Below are 19,142 nucleotides of genomic sequence, written 5' to 3' on the forward strand. Positions count from 1 at the left end.
AGCCCACGGGCGCGAATTAAGAACCGATAGTGCTGGCCTAAGCACGTTTGGATATAAGCGATTGGCGGTTGCCCCGGTAAATCGGCGTGCCTATAGTCCGGTGATCTTCCTCCGCCAGTACGGAACCATGTCCACACAACCGATCAAACAACAGCTGCAACGCTTCAACCGCCTCGACCTGCTCGGCCAACCGACCCCACTGGAAAAGCTCGAGCGTCTGTCCACCTGGCTCGGCCGCGATGTCTACATCAAACGCGACGACCTGACGCCGCTGGCCATGGGCGGCAACAAGCTGCGCAAGCTCGAATACCTTGCCGCCGATGCCCTCGCCCAAGGCGCCGATACCCTGATCACCGCCGGTGCACTGCAATCGAACCACGTTCGCCAGACCGCCGCGCTGGCCGCGAAACTGGGTCTGGGCTGCGTGGCGCTGCTGGAAAACCCGCTGGGCACCGATGACAGCAACTACACCGGCAACGGCAACCGACTGCTGCTGGACCTGTTCGACACCAAGGTCGAGTTGGTCGACAACCTCGACAACGCCGACGAACAACTGGCCGCCCTCGCCGTGCGCCTGCGCAGCAATGGCAAGAAGCCGTATCTGGTGCCGATCGGCGGCTCCAACGCCCTCGGCGCGCTGGGTTACGTGCGCGCCGGTCTGGAGCTGGCAGAACAGATCAAGGACACCGGCCTGCAATTTTCCGCCGTAGTCCTGGCCTCGGGGAGTGCCGGCACTCACAGCGGTCTGGCGCTGGCGTTGAGCGAAGCCCTGCCGCAACTGCCGGTGATCGGCGTGACGGTTTCGCGCAGCGAAGAAGACCAGCGCCCGAAAGTCCAGAGCCTGGCCGAACGCACCGCCGACCTGCTGGGCGTGGCGCTGCCGGACAGCTTCAAGGTCGAGTTGTGGGACGAATACTTCGGCCCGCGCTACGGCGAGCCGAACGCCGGGACACTGGCGGCGGTGAAACTGCTGGCGAGTCAGGACGCCGTGCTGCTCGATCCGGTCTACACCGGCAAGGCCATGGCCGGGTTGCTCGACGGCATCGGTCGCGGGCGTTTCGACGACGGCCCGATCATCTTTCTGCACACCGGCGGCGCCCCGGCGTTGTTTGCGTACAAGGATTTTCTCTGACGCGCTCGTTCCCACGCTCTGCGTGGGAATGCATCCCGGAATACGAAAAACACATATTCCACAGATGAATAACAAACAGAAAATTCATTATTTTCCATTCTAAAAGAACCGTCATATAGTCTCGCCGCAGGCGAATTTCGCGAGAGACGCATAAGCTGCTTTAAGGCAGGATAGCGCTGTCGTCCAATTCCCGGATTCGCCAACTTTCCTTAAGCGTCTTCACATAAGAAAACACAGGGGCTTGTCATGATTCTTTCCGCACTACGTCGAAATCTGCTGGTAGGTTCGCTGGGCCTGGCACTGAGCGCCGGTCTGATCAGCAGCGCCGTTGCCGGTGAACAACTGCAACAGATCAAGGACAAAGGCGTTATCAACGTCGGCCTGGAAGGCACTTACCCACCGTTCAGCTTCGTCGATGCCGACGGCAAGCTGTCGGGTTTCGAAGTCGAACTGTCCGAAGCCCTGGCCAAGAAGCTGGGCGTGAAGGCCAAGATTCAGCCGACCAAATGGGACGGCATCCTCGCGGCACTGGAATCCAAGCGTCTGGACGTCGTGGTCAATCAGGTGACCATCTCCGACGAGCGCAAGAAGAAGTATGACTTCTCCGAGCCGTACACCGTTTCCGGGATTCAGGCGCTGGTACTGAAAGACAAGGCCGCCGCGCTGAACATCAAATCCGCCGCCGACCTGTCCGGCAAGAAAGTCGGCGTGGGCCTTGGCACCAACTACGAACAGTGGGTCCGCGCCAACGTGCCGGGTGCCGACGTGCGCACCTACGACGATGATCCGACCAAGTTCGCCGACCTGAACAACGGCCGTACCGACGCGATCCTGATCGACCGTCTGGCTGCGCTGGAATACGCCAAGAAAGCGCCGAAAACCGTCGCCGCCGGTGAAGCCTTCTCGCGTCAGGAAGCCGGTATTGCCCTGCGCAAAGGCGAGCCTGAACTGCTGGCCGCCGTGAACAAGGCCCTCGACGAACTGCGTGCCGACGGCACCCTTGAGAAGCTGTCCACGAAATACTTCAACGCTGACGTCACCCAATAATGGAAGAAGCTTTCCAACTCGCACTGGACTCCGCGCCCTTCCTGTTGAAGGGCGCGTACTACACGGTAATCCTCAGCCTCGGCGGCATGTTTTTCGGCCTGCTGCTGGGCTTTGGCCTGGCGTTGATGCGCCTGTCGCGTTTCAAGTCGGTCAGTTGGCTGGCCCGCATCTACGTGTCGTTCTTTCGCGGCACGCCGTTGCTGGTGCAACTGTTCGTGATCTATTACGGCTTGCCGCAATTGGGCATGGAACTCGACCCGCTGCCGGCGGCGCTGATCGGCTTCTCGCTGAACATGGCCGCCTACGCCTGTGAAATCCTGCGGTCCGCGATCGGCTCGATTGAACGCGGCCAGTGGGAAGCCGCTGCGAGCATCGGCATGACCCGCGCGCAGACCCTGCGCCGGGCCATCCTGCCGCAGGCGATGCGCACGGCGTTGCCGCCGCTGGGCAACAGCTTCATTTCGCTGGTCAAGGACACCGCGCTGGCCGCCACCATCCAGGTGCCGGAGCTGTTCCGTCAGGCGCAGCTGATTACCGCCCGGACTTTCGAAGTCTTCACCATGTATCTTGCCGCCGCGCTGATCTACTGGATTCTGGCCACGGTGCTGTCGCACTTCCAGAACAAGTTGGAAGAGCGGGTCAATCGGCACGACCAGGAGTCCTGACCCCATGATTGTCGTGGAAAAACTGACAAAGCAGTTCAAGGGTCAAGTCGTGCTCAACGGCATTGATCTGGAGGTGAAGGAAGGCGAGGTCGTGGCAATCATCGGCCCCAGCGGCTCGGGCAAGACCACGTTCCTGCGTTGCCTGAACTTTCTCGAGGAACCCACCAGCGGCCGGATCAAGGTCGGCGAGATCGAAATCGATACCAGCCGCCCGCTGAACCAGCAGCAGAGCCTGGTGCGCAACCTGCGCCAGCATGTGGGCTTCGTGTTCCAGAACTTCAACCTGTTCCCGCACCGCACCGCCCTGGAAAACGTCATCGAAGGCCCGATCGTGGTCAAGAAGACGCCCCGCGATGCAGCCATTGCCCTGGGCAAGAAGCTGCTGGCCAAGGTCGGCCTGGCGGGCAAGGAAGACGCCTACCCACGGCGCCTGTCCGGTGGCCAGCAACAGCGCGTGGCGATTGCCCGGGCGCTGGCGATGGAGCCGGAAGTGATCCTGTTCGACGAGCCGACCTCGGCCCTCGATCCGGAACTGGTGGGTGAAGTGCTGGCGACCATCCGCGGCCTCGCCGAGGAGAAACGCACCATGGTGATCGTCACCCACGAAATGGCGTTCGCTCGTGATGTGGCCAACCGCGTGGTGTTTTTCGATAAAGGCGTGATCGTCGAACAAGGTGAAGCGAAAGCGTTGTTCGCCAATCCGAAAGAAGAACGCACTCGACAGTTCCTCAGCAAGTTCAGAAATAACGGCTGACCTGTAAACTTTCCGGAATACAAACTTCCATGGATGGAAGTTTCGCTTACGCCCTCCCCACTAAAAAATTAATCAAGTGACTGCATTACATATATATGTCCTGCAACAGTCTCGCCGCGATTAAAGTTCGCCCCCTCCAAATTCCCAGCTGTACAAACCGACCGACGACAGAACGATAAAATCCGGCAAAAGCTGTGGCTCGATTCGCCATGCAGAATAGGTAGAGTGCCTTATCTGCGTAGGAAGCTTCTGATAAATCCGTAATTCTCCAATTAACTAACCCTGTCCGTTGACACGCCATTCAGCGAACTTTTATCTAGTCACTCATCGCGCCCCACAACATTACCAAGACCCGATAACGAATGGCCGAACGACCCTGTTTTTATTACCAGGCAATTCACGCCATTTGAACTTTCAGAAACGGATTTCGCTGCAAGGCTTCAAGGAGAGGATTTCATGACCCGCACTTCGCACATTCCCGAACTGGCCGCGCCGAGCCTGGCGCCATCCCGAAACAAAGGCATCAACCTCGCGGCAGCGGCTCATCTGCTGGTCGATGTGCCGCCTTATCCGGACATGGACACCGGCGACCTGATCGAACTGTTCTGGAACAACTGCTATGTCGCCTCTCACCTGCTGACAGCACAGGACGTCGCGGCCCCAATCAGTCTGCGAGTGCCGGAAAGCTTCATCGCCAGCGGCTCGTCTCGCATCCACTATCGGGTCATGCGGGTGGGGCACGGGCCATCGCTGTCGGCGGCGGCGCGGGTCACGGTCAAGCTCGACTGCCCCGGAGGACAGCCTCCAGCGCTGTGTGGCGACGAAAACCAGCAACTGGCACCGGTGACGCTGCCCGAGACCATTCGCCGTCAGGGCGTCAACGCGAACCAGATCAGACGCGGCGTGCCACTGACTATCGAGCCGTATCTGAACATGGCCGAAGGCGATGCCATCACCTTGCGCTGGGGCGATGTACGGATGGATCTGGCACGCATCACCCCTGCCGATATCGGCAAGCCGATTCAGGTCTGGGTGCCGCCGGCAGTCATCACCGAGGCCGGCGAGGATCTGCGTCTGGACGTGACCTATTGCATCCTCGACCGGGTCGGCAACAACTCGCGCTGGGCACCGCCGCGAACGCTGAAAATCGGTTGCGTGAATCCCTACCTCAAGGTGCCGCTCAAGGAAACGCTGAAGGCGGCAGAGCCACAAAAGAAATGAGCCAAAACGGTCGATGAGGGACGCCGTCCCTCGTCGCCGCACGCTTAACCAGCCAGACCACACCCCCTTCTATACATATTCCTAAAAGTTAGTTTATTTAAATTTTATACGCGCTTAGGGTATATACACCGGACCACCGGACATTCTTTCGTTCGCCGCACTTTGCGGCGTTTTTCATGAGATGTGAGGTAGGTAGCATGGTCCGGAACACAATCACCCCAGTGCAGATCGCCAGGGCATTGCGTGCAGCCAAGGAGCGGCACTGATGTCCAGTCTGGCAGACGCAAACGTCCAGAGTGACCTGGACATCGCCCCGCTGTTGTTGCCCGCACAAGTGCTGCGCAACGACGCTCAAGCCATCAAGGCCGCCCATGAGCTGGCGCAGGTCGCCCGCGTGCAGGCCGCCAAACGTGATCGCCAGCGCAAGCTGCCATGGTCGGAAATCGAACAGTTCACCCGCAGTGGCCTCGGCAGCATCGCGATTCCGCGCGAGTACGGCGGCCCGCAGGTTTCCTTCGTCACCCTGGCCGAGGTGTTCGCGATCATTTCCGCCGCCGACCCGGCGCTGGGACAGATCCCGCAGAACCAGTTCGGCATCATCAACCTGATCCTCGGCAGCGCCACCGAGCAGCAGAAAAAGCATCTGCTGCAGAGCGTGCTCGAAGGCTGGCGCATCGGTAACGCCGGGCCTGAACGCGGCACCAAGGACACCCTGGAACTGAAGGCGCGCATCACCGCCGACGGCGATGACTACGTGATCAATGGCCAGAAGTTCTACTCCACCGGCGCCCTGTTCGCACACTGGGTCGCGGTCAAGGCGCTCAACGATGACGGCAAGCAAGTGCTGGCCTTCGTCCGTCGCGGCACGCCGGGATTGCGCATCGTCGATGACTGGTCGGGTTTCGGCCAGCGCACCACCGCCAGCGGCACGATCCTGTTGAACAACGTGCGGGTCGATGCCGGCCTCGTGGTGGACAACTGGAAGATCAACGAAAAGCCCAACACCCAGGGCGCGGTGTCGCAGCTGATTCAGGCAGCGATCGACGCCGGCATCGCCCGTGGCGCCATCGATGACGCCATCGAATTCGTCAAGACCCGCGCCCGGCCGTGGATCGACGCCAACGTCGAGCGCGCCAGCGATGACCTCTACGTGATCGCCGACATCGGCAAACTGAAAATCGAACTGCACGCCGCCGAAGCGCTGCTGCGCAAGGCCGGGCAGGTGCTGGATCAGGTGCACGCCGCGCCACTGACCGCCGAATCCGCCGCCCGCGCGTCGATTGCCGTGGCCGAAGCCAAGGTGCTGACCACCGAGATCTCACTGCTGGCCAGCGAAAAACTCTTCGAACTGGCCGGCAGCCGCGCCACCCTCGCCGAATTCAACCTCGACCGTCACTGGCGCAACGCCCGAGTGCACACCCTGCACGACCCGGTGCGCTGGAAATACCACGCGGTCGGCGCCTATCGCCTCAACGGCAAGTTGCCGGCTCGCCATTCCTGGATCTGACGACCCGAACACTTTTGACCAGATCTCTGGAGAAACACATGACTCTTTCCCATCCCGTTGCGGTCATCACCAGCGACGAGCAAGCCCTGATCGTCGCCAGCGACCTGGCCGAAGATTTCCAGCGCGACAGCAACCTGCGCGACCGCGAACGCCGCCTACCGCTGCCGGAACTCGACGTATTTTCCCGCTCCGGCCTGTGGGGCATCAGCGTGCCCAAGGAGTACGGTGGCGCCGGTGTGTCCAACGTGACCCTGGCCAAAGTCATCGCTTTGATCGCCCGGGCTGATGGCTCGCTCGGGCAGATTCCACAGAACCATTTCTATGCCCTCGAAGTGCTTCGGGTGAATGGCAGCCACGAGCAGAAACAACGCCTGTACGCCGAAGTCCTCGCCGGCCAGCGCTTCGGCAATGCCCTGGCAGAACTGGGCACCAGGACCGCCCACGACCGGGTCACCCGCCTCGAACGCGACGGCAGCGGTTATCGCATCAACGGTCGCAAGTTCTATGCGACCGGTGCCATTTACGCCCAACGCATTCCAACGTCCGTGGTCGATGAAAACGGCGTGCAGCAACTGGCGTTCGTCCCGCGCGACAGCAAAGGCCTGACCGTGATCGACGACTGGAGCGGCTTCGGTCAGCGCACCACCGGCAGCGGTTCGGTGGTGTTCGAAGACGTGTATGTCGCCGCCGAAGATGTCATCCCGTTCCAGAGCGCTTTCGAGCGCCCGACCCCGGTCGGCCCGCTGGCGCAGATCCTTCACGCCGCCATCGACACCGGCATCGCCCGCGCCGCCTACGAAGATGCGCTGCACTTCGTGCGCAGCAAGACCCGTCCATGGATCGATTCGGGCAACGACAAGGCCACCGAAGACCCGCTGACCCTCAAGAGCTTCGGCCACCTGAGTATTCGCCTGCACGCCACCGAAGCGCTGCTCGAACGCGCCGGCGAATTCCTCGACGCGGCCCAGGCCGAGACCAACGCCGAGACGGTGGCAGCGGCCTCGATTGCCGTCGCCGAAGCACGGGCGATCAGCACCGAAATCTCCTTGGCCGCCGGCAGCACCCTGTTCGAACTGGCCGGCAGCCAGGCCACACTGAGCGAGCATGGCCTCGACCGCCACTGGCGCAACGCCCGGGTACATACGCTGCATGACCCGGTGCGCTGGAAATATCACGCGGTCGGCAATTACTACCTCAACGATGAAAACCCTCCGCTGCGAGGGACCATCTGATGAGCAAGAAAAAGATCCTGCTCAATGCGTTCAACATGAATTGCATCGGCCACATCAACCACGGGTTGTGGACGCATCCCCGCGACACCTCGACCCGGTACAAGACCATCGAGTACTGGACCGAACTGGCGCAACTGCTGGAGCGCGGGCTGTTCGACGGGCTGTTCATCGCTGACATCGTCGGCGTGTACGACGTTTATCAAAACTCGGTGGACGTCACCCTGAAAGAGTCGATCCAACTGCCGGTCAACGACCCACTGCTGCTGGTATCGGCGATGTCCGCGGTGACCAAAAACCTCGGATTCGGCCTGACCGCCAACCTCACCTACGAGCCGCCGTATCTGTTCGCCCGACGCATGTCGACCCTCGACCACCTGAGCCGTGGACGGGTGGGCTGGAACATCGTCACCGGTTACCTGGACAGCGCCGCCAAGGCCATGGGCCTGAGCGAACAGGTCGAGCACGACCGGCGTTACGACCAGGCCGACGAGTACCTCGAAGTGCTCTACAAACTCTGGGAAGGCAGCTGGGAAAACGGGGCGGTGCTCAACGATCCACAGCAGCGGATCTACGCGCAGCCGGACAAGGTGCACAAGGTCGAACACAAGGGCGAGTTCTATCAGGTCGAGGGTTATCACCTGTGCGAGCCGTCGCCGCAGCGCACGCCGGTGCTGTTCCAGGCCGGCAGTTCGGATCGCGGTCTGCTGTTCGCCGGGCGGCATGCCGAGTGCGTGTTCATCAGCGGCCAGAACAAGCCGTCGACCAAGGTGCAGGTGGACAAGGTCCGCGCCAGCGCCGTTGAAGCGGGTCGCAATCCTGAGGACATCAAGGTGTTCATGGGCCTCAATGTGATCGTCGGCGAGACCGAGGAAGCGGCCTGGGCCAAGCATGCCGAATACCTGAGCTACGCCAGCGCCGAAGCGGGCGTGGCGCATTTTTCGGCGTCCACTGGCATCGACTTTTCCCAGTACGAAATCGACGAACCGATCCAGTACGTGAAGAGCAACGCCATCCAGTCCGCCACCAAAAACCTGCAGAACAACGACTGGACCCGGCGCAAGTTGCTCGATCAGCACGCTCTGGGCGGGCGCTACATCACCGTGGTCGGCTCGCCGCAACAAGTGGCGGATGAACTGGAATCGTGGATCGCCGAAACCGGCCTCGACGGCTTCAACCTGACCCGCATCGTCACCCCGGAAAGCTATGTGGATTTCATCGATCTGGTGATTCCGGAACTGCAACGGCGCGGTTCGTACAAGACCGCGTACGACACCGGCAGCCTGCGGGAAAAACTGTTTCACGGCGAAGCGCACCTGCCGCCGCAACACACCGGCGCCCACTACCGACACTAACCCCGGCACTCATCGCTCCCACGCTCGGCGTGGGAGTCAGGCTAATTTCACTGACTGGAAAACCACCATGACCAAGAAGCTCCTGTCCCACCCAGTCAAAGCACTGGCCCTGGCCTTCGGCCTGTTCAGCTCGGCGGTGTTCGCCGCAGATGCCCCGTTGAAAATCGGCACCACCGCCGCCTTCGCGATTCCGCTGGAAGCCGCCGTCGAAGAGGCCTCCAAACAGGGCCTGAAAGTCGAGCTGGTGGAGTTCACCGACTGGATCGCACCGAACGTCAGCCTCGCCGCCGGTGACATCGACGTGAACTACTTCCAGCACATCCCGTTCCTGGAAAACGCCAAGGCCGCCTCCGGTTTCGACCTCGTGCCGTTCGCGCCAGGGATCATCAACAACGTCGGCCTGTACTCGAAGAAATACAAAAGCTTCGACGAGCTGCCGGAAGGCGCCAGCGTCGCCATCGCCAACGACCCGATCAACAGCGGACGCGGCCTGCAACTGTTGGCCAAGGCCGGTCTGATCACCCTCAAACCGGGCGTCGGCTACAAGGCTACCGAAGACGACATCGTCGCCAACCCGAAGAAGATCAAGATCCTGCAAGTCGAAGCCGTGCAACTGGTGCGCGCCTACGATGACGCCGATCTGGTCCAGGGCTACCCGGCCTATATTCGTCTGGCGAAAACTTTCGATGCCGGCTCTGCGCTGCTGTTCGACGGCCTCGACCACAAGGAATACGTGATCCAGTTCGTGATCCAGCCGAAGAGCAAGACCGACCCGCGCCTGATCAAGTTCGTCGACATCTACCAGCATTCGCCGGCCGTGCGCGCCGCACTGGATAAGGCCCACGGCAAGCTGTACCAGGCCGGTTGGGAAAGCTGAGGATGACCGCGGCCATCCAACGGCGACTGGATCTTCCAGAGCCACCCGCGCTGGCACAGCGCACCGAACTGCATCCTGAACTGAATCGCGCTCATGTGCGCTTCGTCGGGCTCGGCAAAACCTACGACGGCAAACACGGCCCGGTCGCCGCCCTGCAAGGCATCGACCTGGCGATCCAGCGCGGTGAAGTGTTCGGCATCATCGGCCGCAGCGGCGCCGGCAAGTCGTCGCTGATCCGCACCATCAACCGCCTCGAACAACCGACCTCGGGCCGGGTGTTGATCGATCAGGTGGACATCGGCGAGTACGACGAGGATCGCCTCGTCGCCCTGCGCCGGCGGATCGGCATGATCTTCCAGCACTTCAACCTGATGTCGGCGAAAACGGTGTGGCAAAACGTCGAACTGCCGCTGAAAGTCGCCGGCGTCCCGAAGGAACAGCGGGAGAACAAGGTGCGCGAACTGCTGGAACTGGTGGGCCTGCAAGCCAAGCACAAGGCGTATCCGGCGCAGCTGTCCGGCGGGCAGAAACAGCGCGTCGGCATCGCCCGCGCGCTGGTGCATGACCCGGATATTCTGCTGTGTGACGAAGCCACCTCGGCCCTCGATCCGGAAACCACCCAGTCGATCCTCGGCCTGCTGCGCGAAATCAACAAACGCCTGGGCCTGACCATCGTGCTGATCACCCACGAGATGGCGGTGATCCGGGAAATCTGCGATCGCGTCGTCGTGCTCGAACACGGCCGCATCGTCGAGCAGGGCCCGGTCTGGGAAGTGTTCGGCAACCCACAGCACGAGGTCAGCCAGACCTTGCTCGCGCCGCTGCAACACGCCTTGCCCGAAGAATTGCAAAGCCGTTTGCAGGCACAACCGTCGTCGCCCGATGCATCTGTGGTGCTGCGTTTGCAGTTCACCGGCAGCCAGCAGGACGAACCGGATCTGGCCGCGCTGTTCGCCGCGCTCGGTGGCCGGGTGAAATTGCTCCAGGGCGGCGTGGAACGGATTCAGGGCCATGCGCTCGGGCAACTGTTGCTGGCGGTCGCGGGTTCGCAGCTGAATGCCGAGCAATTGCGTGAGCGCGCCGGGCAATGGGCACAACGCACGGAGGTGCTGGGTTATGTGGTTTGATCGCTTGCTGCAGGGTTTTATCGACACGTTTCTGATGGTCGGCGTGTCGTCGCTGATCGCATTGCTGGCGGGTATTCCGATGGCAGTGATTCTGGTCACCAGCGACAAGGGCGGGATCTACGAAGCACCGGTGCTCAATCGCGCGTTGGGTGCGTTCGTGAACCTGTTTCGCTCGATCCCGTTTCTGATCCTGATGGTCGCGCTGATTCCGTTCACCCGACTGATCGTCGGCACCACCTACGGCGTGTGGGCGGCGGTCGTGCCGCTGACCATCGCGGCCACGCCGTTCTTTGCGCGTATCGCCGAGGTGAGCCTGCGTGAAGTCGACTACGGCCTGATCGAAGCCGCGCAGGCCATGGGCTGCCGGCGCTGGCATATTGTCTGGCATGTGCTGTTGCCCGAGGCGCTGCCGGGGATTGTCGGCGGTTTCACCATCACCCTGGTGACGATGATCAACTCCTCGGCCATGGCCGGAGCGATTGGCGCCGGCGGTCTGGGTGACATCGCCTATCGCTACGGCTATCAGCGCTTCGACAGCCAGATCATGCTGACCGTGATCGTGCTGCTGGTGGCACTGGTGGCGCTGATTCAGCTGGGCGGCGATCGTCTGGCGCGGGGGCTGAACAAGCGCTAGAACAATCGATGAGCGCTGCCCTCCCCGGCATCAATCATCGATCAGGCTGTCGAGCCACGCGTATTCAGTTTTGCTTCGATGCAGCGCCTGCATGCTTTTTGCCGCGTAAACAATGCTGTCGGCGTTGTTCGCGGCCAAATGCGCGCGCAGCGCCGGATTTGCATTGAACAGGCCGACCGCCGTCTGAAGATCCAGATCGTCGCCGATCCCCAGATAATCACTGATCCCGAACAGCAGGTTGTCGTGATCGTCCGTAAAAGCGTTCACGTACTCGACTGTCAATCCACCGCGCATTATCACTTCGGAAACGCTGCGCTCCGGAATGTCGTAGACGGTCAGCGGCTCCAGACTCAGCAAACCACGCTGGCTGTCACCCAGATAGAAGAAATCCGCGGCGTTGGGACCGATGGTCCTGAAGCGGTCGATGCGGTTGGTGTGCAGCATTTCATGGCCCAGGGACATGCCTAGAATCTCCTGCTGCATGTACTTGCGGTTGAGGAAGAACCGGCCATGAAAATCCTTCTTGTACATCCAGGCGGCGCTGTTGTTTTCAGTCTCCACTGCGAAGAATTTTTCCTCGCCCCAGGTCCCTTGGTACTCCCTGGAAAGCGCAAGACCTCGCGCCACCGAGTCAGAAAACTGCTGCGCCACGGCCTGGTGCCCTGCCCCAAAAAAACTTTCGTAAACCGCGCTCGCACCGTCGTATTTCATGCCAATGGCGTGAACGGCATCAGCGAAAACGCTTTCGACCACTCGCAACTCAGTGCGGACCATCGCAGCCTGATCCAGTGGAAACTGCTTCAGCCCCCGTGCAGTCAGCGTGGCTTCCTTTGCTGTCTCGTGCTCGATCGCGTCATCAATACCGGTGTGGACCCGACTGTGCTTTTCCGAATCTTTCCTGATATTGCGGATGAGCTCATCGATGTCGATATCGATGACATTGCCTGCGTTGCCGGATGACCGAGCCCGTTCCGGCGACCATATCTTGCTGTGCGGATCGAAGAACAGGACCGGTCCCGAAGCCGTCCACTCGGACATCAAGGTCGCGCGATATTCACCATCTGCTGCGGTTTGCCGAACCTGGACAATCTCGCCGGGGGCGACATCGACGAACGTGCGTCCCTTGATAACCCTCAACCCCAGGGCATCAGGCGCAGGCAGGGTGGCCGGCGCTTTCAGGCGATAGTCCGCAAGCGTCCTGCCCCCGAAACGACCCGACAGGATCTCGGCGGTCGGCAGGGATGAAACAATGACTGCGGCGTCTGGCATATCCGGTTGGGGAACGGCCTCCACATCCGTTTGATCCATGTCCCGAAAACTCTTGTGCGCAGGTTCGTACTCGGGAAAGTCAGCACCGGATCTTTTACGCAGTGCAATGGCGTCTGCCAGGCTGTGGCTGGAGGACGTGGTGGAGGTTTTTCGAGTATTGCCCATGAAAAATCCTTGTTGAGTAAATCCCCCTGAAAAAATCGGGCAGACATCGCGCTAGTCGTCTATCGCGTGGGCGCTATTGCAACCGATCGGGAACGGTCAGGTGCGGTAAATATGTATTGCACTTGAGCCGGCGTTTTGTGCTTTGTCCGGATCTGGATCCTCTGAACCGCGAAAGCGCTTATAGTCTGCCGATCTTCCTTTCAGCCCATGACGACCATGAAGCAGACCCCCACCGATCTTGAACAGATCACCTCTACCACCCTCGGCCATTACAACTCGGTGGCCGAGGATTTTCGTGAAGGCACCCGCGATCACGATGTCAGCCAAAACATCGACGCCCTGCTGCGGCACATCCAGGCTGAGGAGCCGTTTTCCATTCTCGATTTCGGCTGCGGGCCGGGGCGGGATTTGCAGACATTCACCCGGATGGGTCACCTCGCCGTCGGCCTCGACGGCGCGGAAAAATTCGCGCAAATGGCGCGGGACGACAGTGGTTGTGAAGTGTGGTGTCAGGACTTTCTGAAGCTGGATCTGCCGGCAGAACGCTTCGACGGCATCTTCGCCAATGCGGTGCTGTTTCATGTGCCGTTGCAGGAGTTGCCAAGGGTCCTGAAGCAGCTGCACGGGACATTGAAGCCGGGCGGCGTGTTGTTCAGCTCCAACCCGCACGGGGATAACCGTGAGGGCTGGAACGGACCGCGTTACGGCTCGTATCACGATCTTGAAGCCTGGCGCGGATTGTTGACCGCTGCCGGGTTTGTCGAACTGGAGCATTACTACCGGCCGGCGGGGCTGCCGCGTGAGCAGCAGCCCTGGCTGGCGAGTGTCTGGCGCAAAACCGTGTAGTTGGCGATGAGCGCAAGGCGCTCGCCTTACTGCGCCTCTTTCTTCGGCTCGCGAATCTTGTACCAGGCGACATACAGCGCCGGCAGAAACAGCAGCGTCAGCAGGGTTGCAATCACGATCCCGCCGATCATCGCGTAGGCCATCGGCCCCCAGAACACTTCCCGGGCGATCGGGATCATGCCCATGCTCGCCGCGGCGGCGGTCAGCAGGATCGGGCGCCGTCGATGCTCGGTGGCTTCCACCACCGCATCCCACGGCGCATAGCCTTTGCGCTCGAACTCGTCGATCTGGGTCACAAGGATCACCGAGTTGCGGATGATGATGCCGATCAAGGCCAGAATCCCGAGGATCGCCACGAAGCCCATCGGCGTACCGGTCGGCACCAGCGCCAGCACCACGCCGATCAACCCCAGCGGCGCGACACTGGCCACAAGGAACAGCTTCTGCACGCTGTGCAGCTGGATCATCAGGAACGTCGCCATCAAGAACAGCATCAACGGCAGCACTTTCGCAATCGGTCCTTGGGCCTTGCCACTCTCCTCGACCGTACCGCCGGTGGCGACCTTGTAGCCAACGGGCAGTTTTTCGGCGAACGCGTCGATGGACGGCTTCAACAGTTTCACCAGGTCGGTCGGCTGAATTTCGTCACGCACCGACGCCTTGATGGTGATGGTCGGCAAGCGGTCACGACGCCACACCAGCGGCTGCTCCAGCTCATAACGAACCGTGGCGAAGGCCAGCAAGGGGATCGACGTGCCGTTGGGCGTGACGATCTGCAGGTTCTGCAGGGTTTCCGGCGTACCGCGTTCCGAACTCACCGCGCGACCGACCACGTTGATCAGGTAGATGTCGTCGTTGACCTGGGTCAGCGGCGCGCCACTGACGATGCTGTTCATCAGGTTCGCCACGTCTTCGGACGACAGCCCGAGCTGGCGCGCCTTGTCCTGGGCGATGTCGATTCGCAGGACTTTGCCTGGCTCGTTCCAGTCGTAAATGATCTCGCCGATGTGCTCGTTCTTGTCCAGTTCAGTCGCCAGGTCGATGGCGTGCTTGCGCACCTGGTCGATGTCCTTGCCGCTGATCCGGTACTGGATCGGACGCCCCACCGGCGGGCCCATTTCCAGCGCCTGCACGTAGCTGCCGATGCCGACGAAATCCTTGTGCAGCCGTTCGCGCAGGCGTTGGCTCAAGGCCTCGCGGGCTTCAAAGTCTTTGCTGACGATCACCAGTTGCGCGTAGTACGGGTTCTGCAATTGCTGGTCGAGTGGCAGGTAGAAACGGATCGCGCCCTGACCGATGTAGGTGCTCCAGCGCACGATGTCCGCGTCGCCCTTGAGCGTGGCCTCGAGCTTGTCGACGGCCTTGCGGGTCTCGTCGATCGAGGCGTTTTGCGGCAGGTTGAGGTCGACCAGGATTTCCGGTCGATCCGAGGACGGGAAGAACTGATTCTGCACAAAACGCATGCAGAACACCGCCAGCACAAACAACAGCACGGTGATGCCGATGGCCCACCAGCGATTGCGCATGCACCACAGCAAACCGCCGTTGAATGCGCGGCCAACGCGCCCCGGTTCGGCTTCATGGGCTTTCACGTTGGTACTGAGAATGTGCACGCCGATCACCGGGGCGAAGAACACCGCCACAATCCAGGACACGATCATCGCCACGGCAATCACCGCGAACAGCGTGTAGGTGTACTCGCCGGCAGAACTGGCGTTGAGGCCGATGGGGACGAAACCGGCGACCGTCACCAGCGTACCGGTGAGCATCGGGAACGCGGTCGAGGTGTAGGCGAACGTCGCCGCCTCCTCCTTGCTCTCGCCCATTTCCAGGCGCGTGACCATCATTTCCACGGTGATCATCGCATCGTCCACCAACAGGCCGAGGGCAATGATCAGAGCGCCGAGGGAAATCCGCTGCATGGTGATGCCGCTGTATTCCATGAACACAAACACCATCGCCAGCACCAGCGGGATCGAGCACGCCACCACCAGCCCGGCGCGCACACCGAGACTGATGAAGCTGACCACCAGCACGATCACCACCGCTTCGAACAAGGCACTGGTGAAGCCGCCGACGGCTTCCTCCACCACCACGGCCTGATCGGACACCGTGTGCACCCCGACGCCGACTGGCAGATCCGCGGTCAGTTCATCGATGCGCTTGTGCAGGGCCTTGCCGAACTCCTGAACGTTGCCGCCCTTCTGCATGGCAATCGCCAGACCGATCGCCGGCTTGCCGTCGAAGCGGAATTCCGGCGTGGCCGGATCGGTGTAACCGCGAGTGATGTCGGCAACATCTGCCAGGCGATAGAAGCGGTCGTTGAGCTTGAGATTGACCTCGGCCAGGTCTTTCTCCGAAGCGAACTGGCCCGAAGTCCGCACAGAAATCCGCTCCGGGCCCGCCTCGATGACACCGGCCGGAGTCACGGCGTTCTGCGACTGCAGGCTCTGCACCACCTGACGCTGATCGATGCCCAGCGCCGCCAGTTTGCGGGTGGAGAAGTTCAGGTAAATCACTTCGTCCTGCTGGCCGATCATTTCGATCTTGCCCAGCCCCGGGACATTGCGGATCTCGGCCCGCGCCTGTTCCACGTAATCGCGCAACTGGCGCATGGTCAGGCCGTCGGCAGTGAAGGCGTACACCGAGCCGAACACGTCACCGAACTCGTCGTTGAACCCGGGCCCTTGAATGCCTTGGGGAAACTGCCCGCGAATATCGTCGATCTTCTTGCGCACCTGGTACCAGATTTCCGGAATGTCCTTGGCGCTGGTGGTGTCGCGCAGGTACACGTAGACCGTCGATTCGCCGGGGCGCGTGTAGCTTTTCACATAGTCGAGGGAATCGAGTTCTTCCAGTTTTTTCTCGATGCGGTCGGTGACCTGCTTGAGGGTTTCTTCCTGGGTCGCGCCCGGCCATTTGGTCTGGATCACCATGGTCTTGATGGTGAACGACGGGTCTTCCTCGCGCCCCAGATTGAAGTAGGAGAACACCCCCATGAGCAATGCGACGAACATCAGATACCAGACGAAAGACTGATGCTTGAGGGCCCATTCGGAGAGATTGAAAGAGCCTTTCATTGACTGTCCTCGTCAAGTTTCACGGATTGTCCGGGTTTGAGACTGTTGACGCCGGCGCTGACCACACGCTCGCCGTTCTTCACGCCCCCCGCAAGTACAACGCTGCTATCGGTGCGGCTGATCACGCTGACGTCGCGCGGGTTGACGGTTTTGCTCTGGGTGTCGATGACCCAGATCCGCGCTTTTCCGTCGACCTCCTGCAACGCGGTGACGGGCAATTCGATACGCGGCTTGATCGCCGAGCTGAGGGTGACGCTGATCGCCGTGCCGAGGCGAAAGCCGTCAGGCGTATTGGCCAGGGTCAATCGTGCGCGGCGGGTGCGCGTGGCACTTTGAGCCTGGGGTTCGATCTCGCGCAGGGTGGCTGTGGTGTTGATGCTCGGGTCGAGCTGCCCGGCCACCAGAAACACCACGTCGGATGGGATCTCATCGACCAGGGTGTCCGGCAGATCGATCACGGCTTCCTTGATGTCCGGTTGCGCCAGGGTCACCACCTGCTGGCCCGCCGTCACCACTTGCCCGGCCTCGGCATTCCACGCGGTGACCACCGCCTTGTGGTCCGAGCGTAGCTGGGTGTAATCGAGTTGATCCTTGCTCTGGTTGACCGCCGCCCGCGCCTGATCCAGCGAGGCTTGGGTGGTTTTCAGGTCCGTCATCGCAATGTCCAGTTGCGCCTGCGCACCCACGCCCCGGTCGAACAGCGCTTGCTGACGGCGGGCATTGGCCTGGGCGTTGATCAGCTGTGCCTGAACCCTGGCCAGGTCGCCCTGGGCCGAACGCAGCTGGTTCTGCTGATCAGACGGATCGAGGGTGGCGAGCAGCGTGCCCTTCTGAACCTCGGTGCCGACATCGACGTTGCGGCTGGCAATGCGCCCGCCGACACGGAAACCGGTGTTGCTTTCATAGCGTGCCTGAATGCTGCCGGCGAAACGCCCGAGGTTTTCCTCGCTCATCGCTTCGACCTTGACCGACAACACCGGCCGTACCGGCTCCGGCGGTGGCTCGCTTTTCGAACAGGCGGCCAGCAACACACCAATGGATAACAGCCCCAGACGCTTCATGGCTGTGCTCCCGGTTGCAGATCCTTGTAGGTGTTTTCGGCTATTTCGACCTTCATGCCCGGATGCAGCAACTGCCCACCCGCGACAATGACTTTTTCCCCGCCCTTGAGGCCCTCGCTGATGATGACCTTGCCGATCAGGTAGCGGCTGACGGTGACGTTGTGCAACTGCGCTTCACCTTTGTCGTCGACCATCCACACCGCCGGATCGCTGACGTTCTTGGTCAGCGCCGACCACGGTAATTCAACGGCCGACTTGCCGGTGCCCTTGGCCGTGGCGCTCACCACCGAGCCCAGCTGCATCCCCTGCGGCAGGCTGTCGAGGCTGACCTTGACCTGCACCGTGCCGGACTGCGCGGACACCGCCGGGGTGATTTCACGCACGGTGCCGGTGGTCTTGATGGCGGGGTTGTCGAGCAGGCTGACGACAATCGAACGCTCCGCCGGGCGTTCGGCCAGCAGGGATTCATAAACGTTGAACACGGCGTCGCGGTCGCCGTCACGGGCCAGGCTGAATATCGGCGCCGTGGCCTGAACCACCTGACCGACTTCGGCCTGACGCTCAGTGATGACGCCCGGCGCATCGGCGATCAGCGCGGTATAGCTCAATTGATCCTTGGCGTTGGCCAACTGCGCCTGCGCTGCGCTCAAGGCACTCTGGCTGCTGCGCAATGCGGCCTGCGCCGAATCGTATTCGCTCTGGCTGGTGTAGCCCTTGGGCAACAGTTTCTGCTGGCGGACGAACGCGGCGGCGCTCTGTTTGACCCGCGCCTGCTCGGCCACTACCTGAGCCTGGGCGGAATCGACGTTGGTCTGCAAATCCTTCGGATCGAGCTTGGCCAGCACTTGCTTGGCCGAGACGCGGTCACCGACATCGACCATGCGCTGGATGATCTTGCCGCCGACCCGGAACGACAGTTCGGTCTGCACGCGGGCCTGAACATCGCCGGTGAGGGTCACGGCGGCGGCGTAATTGGCGGGGTTCACCTCCTGCACGAAGACCCGGGGCAGGTATTCGGCAGGGGCCTTTTTCTCGCCGCACGCGCTCAACAAAGCGAACAGACTCAGCATGACCGCTGTTTTCAATCCGGGACTCGCCATGCAGACTCCTTCCTGTGTACGAACGTGCAAGTGACGATACGACTGTGAGCTTAGAACAGGGTTCAACCTTCGT

General features: G+C 61.4%; 16 protein-coding genes. 12 read left to right on the forward strand and 4 right to left on the reverse strand.

Going from position 1 to position 19,142, the window contains the following annotated elements; translation table 11 throughout:
* Nucleotides 1-127 precede the first annotated feature (127 nt).
* The 11 genes from CAG25_RS05055 (at nt 128) to CAG25_RS05105 (ending at nt 11,548) form a co-directional block, all read left to right on the forward strand.
* Nucleotides 128-1,132 carry a D-cysteine desulfhydrase gene (locus CAG25_RS05055; RefSeq protein ID WP_064592712.1) on the forward strand — a complete coding sequence of 335 codons (1,005 nt, stop codon included), beginning with the start codon at nt 128-130 and terminating at the stop codon, nt 1,130-1,132.
* A gap of 246 nt (nt 1,133-1,378) precedes the next feature.
* Nucleotides 1,379-2,179: a cystine ABC transporter substrate-binding protein gene (gene tcyJ / locus CAG25_RS05060; protein ID WP_064592710.1), complete on the forward strand. Its 801-nt coding sequence runs from the start codon at nt 1,379-1,381 to the stop codon at nt 2,177-2,179.
* Complete coding sequence (tcyL, locus tag CAG25_RS05065) at nt 2,179-2,844, forward strand: cystine ABC transporter permease (RefSeq protein ID WP_007952735.1); 666 nt, start codon at nt 2,179-2,181, stop codon at nt 2,842-2,844. Before tcyJ ends, tcyL begins: the two co-directional genes overlap by 1 nt.
* A 4-nt stretch (nt 2,845-2,848) precedes the next feature.
* A complete protein-coding gene (gene tcyN / locus CAG25_RS05070) occupies nt 2,849-3,598 on the forward strand; it encodes an L-cystine ABC transporter ATP-binding protein TcyN (RefSeq protein WP_064382730.1) in 750 nt (249 codons plus the stop codon).
* Between the two features lie 456 nt (nt 3,599-4,054).
* The gene (locus CAG25_RS05075; RefSeq protein ID WP_085611209.1) at nt 4,055-4,819 is read left to right on the forward strand and encodes a hypothetical protein; all 765 of its coding nucleotides are present in this window, start codon (nt 4,055-4,057) and stop codon (nt 4,817-4,819) included.
* Nucleotides 4,820-5,084: 265 nt separating this feature from the next.
* The gene (locus CAG25_RS05080; RefSeq protein ID WP_039764545.1) at nt 5,085-6,326 is read left to right on the forward strand and encodes an SfnB family sulfur acquisition oxidoreductase; all 1,242 of its coding nucleotides are present in this window, start codon (nt 5,085-5,087) and stop codon (nt 6,324-6,326) included.
* A 38-nt stretch (nt 6,327-6,364) separates the two neighbouring features.
* Nucleotides 6,365-7,558: an SfnB family sulfur acquisition oxidoreductase gene (locus CAG25_RS05085; RefSeq protein ID WP_085611210.1), complete on the forward strand. Its 1,194-nt coding sequence runs from the start codon at nt 6,365-6,367 to the stop codon at nt 7,556-7,558.
* Nucleotides 7,558-8,910: an LLM class flavin-dependent oxidoreductase gene (locus tag CAG25_RS05090; protein WP_085611211.1), complete on the forward strand. Its 1,353-nt coding sequence runs from the start codon at nt 7,558-7,560 to the stop codon at nt 8,908-8,910. Before CAG25_RS05085 ends, CAG25_RS05090 begins: the two co-directional genes overlap by 1 nt.
* A 67-nt stretch (nt 8,911-8,977) precedes the next feature.
* A complete protein-coding gene (locus tag CAG25_RS05095) occupies nt 8,978-9,787 on the forward strand; it encodes a MetQ/NlpA family ABC transporter substrate-binding protein (RefSeq protein WP_007952748.1) in 810 nt (269 codons plus the stop codon).
* 2 nt (nt 9,788-9,789) lie between these two features.
* Nucleotides 9,790-10,914 (forward strand): methionine ABC transporter ATP-binding protein, encoded by a 1,125-nt coding sequence (locus CAG25_RS05100; protein ID WP_085611212.1) that lies wholly within the window; start codon nt 9,790-9,792, stop codon nt 10,912-10,914.
* Entirely contained in the window at nt 10,904-11,548 is a 645-nt protein-coding gene (locus tag CAG25_RS05105; protein ID WP_007952752.1) for a methionine ABC transporter permease, read from the forward strand. Before CAG25_RS05100 ends, CAG25_RS05105 begins: the two co-directional genes overlap by 11 nt.
* A 30-nt stretch (nt 11,549-11,578) precedes the next feature.
* Here CAG25_RS05105 and CAG25_RS05110 read toward each other — a convergent pair whose 3' ends face one another.
* Nucleotides 11,579-12,982 carry a hypothetical protein gene (locus CAG25_RS05110; protein WP_085611213.1) on the reverse strand — a complete coding sequence of 468 codons (1,404 nt, stop codon included), beginning with the start codon at nt 12,980-12,982 and terminating at the stop codon, nt 11,579-11,581.
* Nucleotides 12,983-13,198: 216 nt separating this feature from the next.
* On the opposite strand from CAG25_RS05110, the gene CAG25_RS05115 reads away from it, so the two are divergent.
* Nucleotides 13,199-13,828 carry a bifunctional 2-polyprenyl-6-hydroxyphenol methylase/3-demethylubiquinol 3-O-methyltransferase UbiG gene (locus CAG25_RS05115; RefSeq protein WP_085611214.1) on the forward strand — a complete coding sequence of 210 codons (630 nt, stop codon included), beginning with the start codon at nt 13,199-13,201 and terminating at the stop codon, nt 13,826-13,828.
* A 26-nt stretch (nt 13,829-13,854) separates the two neighbouring features.
* On the opposite strand, the gene CAG25_RS05120 is transcribed toward CAG25_RS05115, so the two are convergent.
* From CAG25_RS05120 to CAG25_RS05130, 3 genes are read right to left on the reverse strand one after another with little or no spacing between them, the layout of a single operon-like run.
* On the reverse strand, nt 13,855-16,908 hold the full coding sequence (locus CAG25_RS05120) for an efflux RND transporter permease subunit (RefSeq protein WP_085611215.1): 3,054 nt from the start codon (nt 16,906-16,908) through the stop codon (nt 13,855-13,857).
* Complete coding sequence (locus CAG25_RS05125; protein ID WP_085611216.1) at nt 16,905-17,969, reverse strand: efflux RND transporter periplasmic adaptor subunit; 1,065 nt, start codon at nt 17,967-17,969, stop codon at nt 16,905-16,907. The genes CAG25_RS05120 and CAG25_RS05125 overlap by 4 nt, the downstream gene beginning before the upstream one ends.
* Nucleotides 17,966-19,069 (reverse strand): efflux RND transporter periplasmic adaptor subunit, encoded by a 1,104-nt coding sequence (locus tag CAG25_RS05130; RefSeq protein WP_011331936.1) that lies wholly within the window; start codon nt 19,067-19,069, stop codon nt 17,966-17,968. The genes CAG25_RS05125 and CAG25_RS05130 overlap by 4 nt, the downstream gene beginning before the upstream one ends.
* Nucleotides 19,070-19,142: the final 73 nt, after the last annotated feature.

The sequence above is a fragment of the Pseudomonas sp. B16(2017) genome (assembly GCF_002113205.1).
GTDB lineage: Bacteria > Pseudomonadota > Gammaproteobacteria > Pseudomonadales > Pseudomonadaceae > Aquipseudomonas > Aquipseudomonas pharyngis.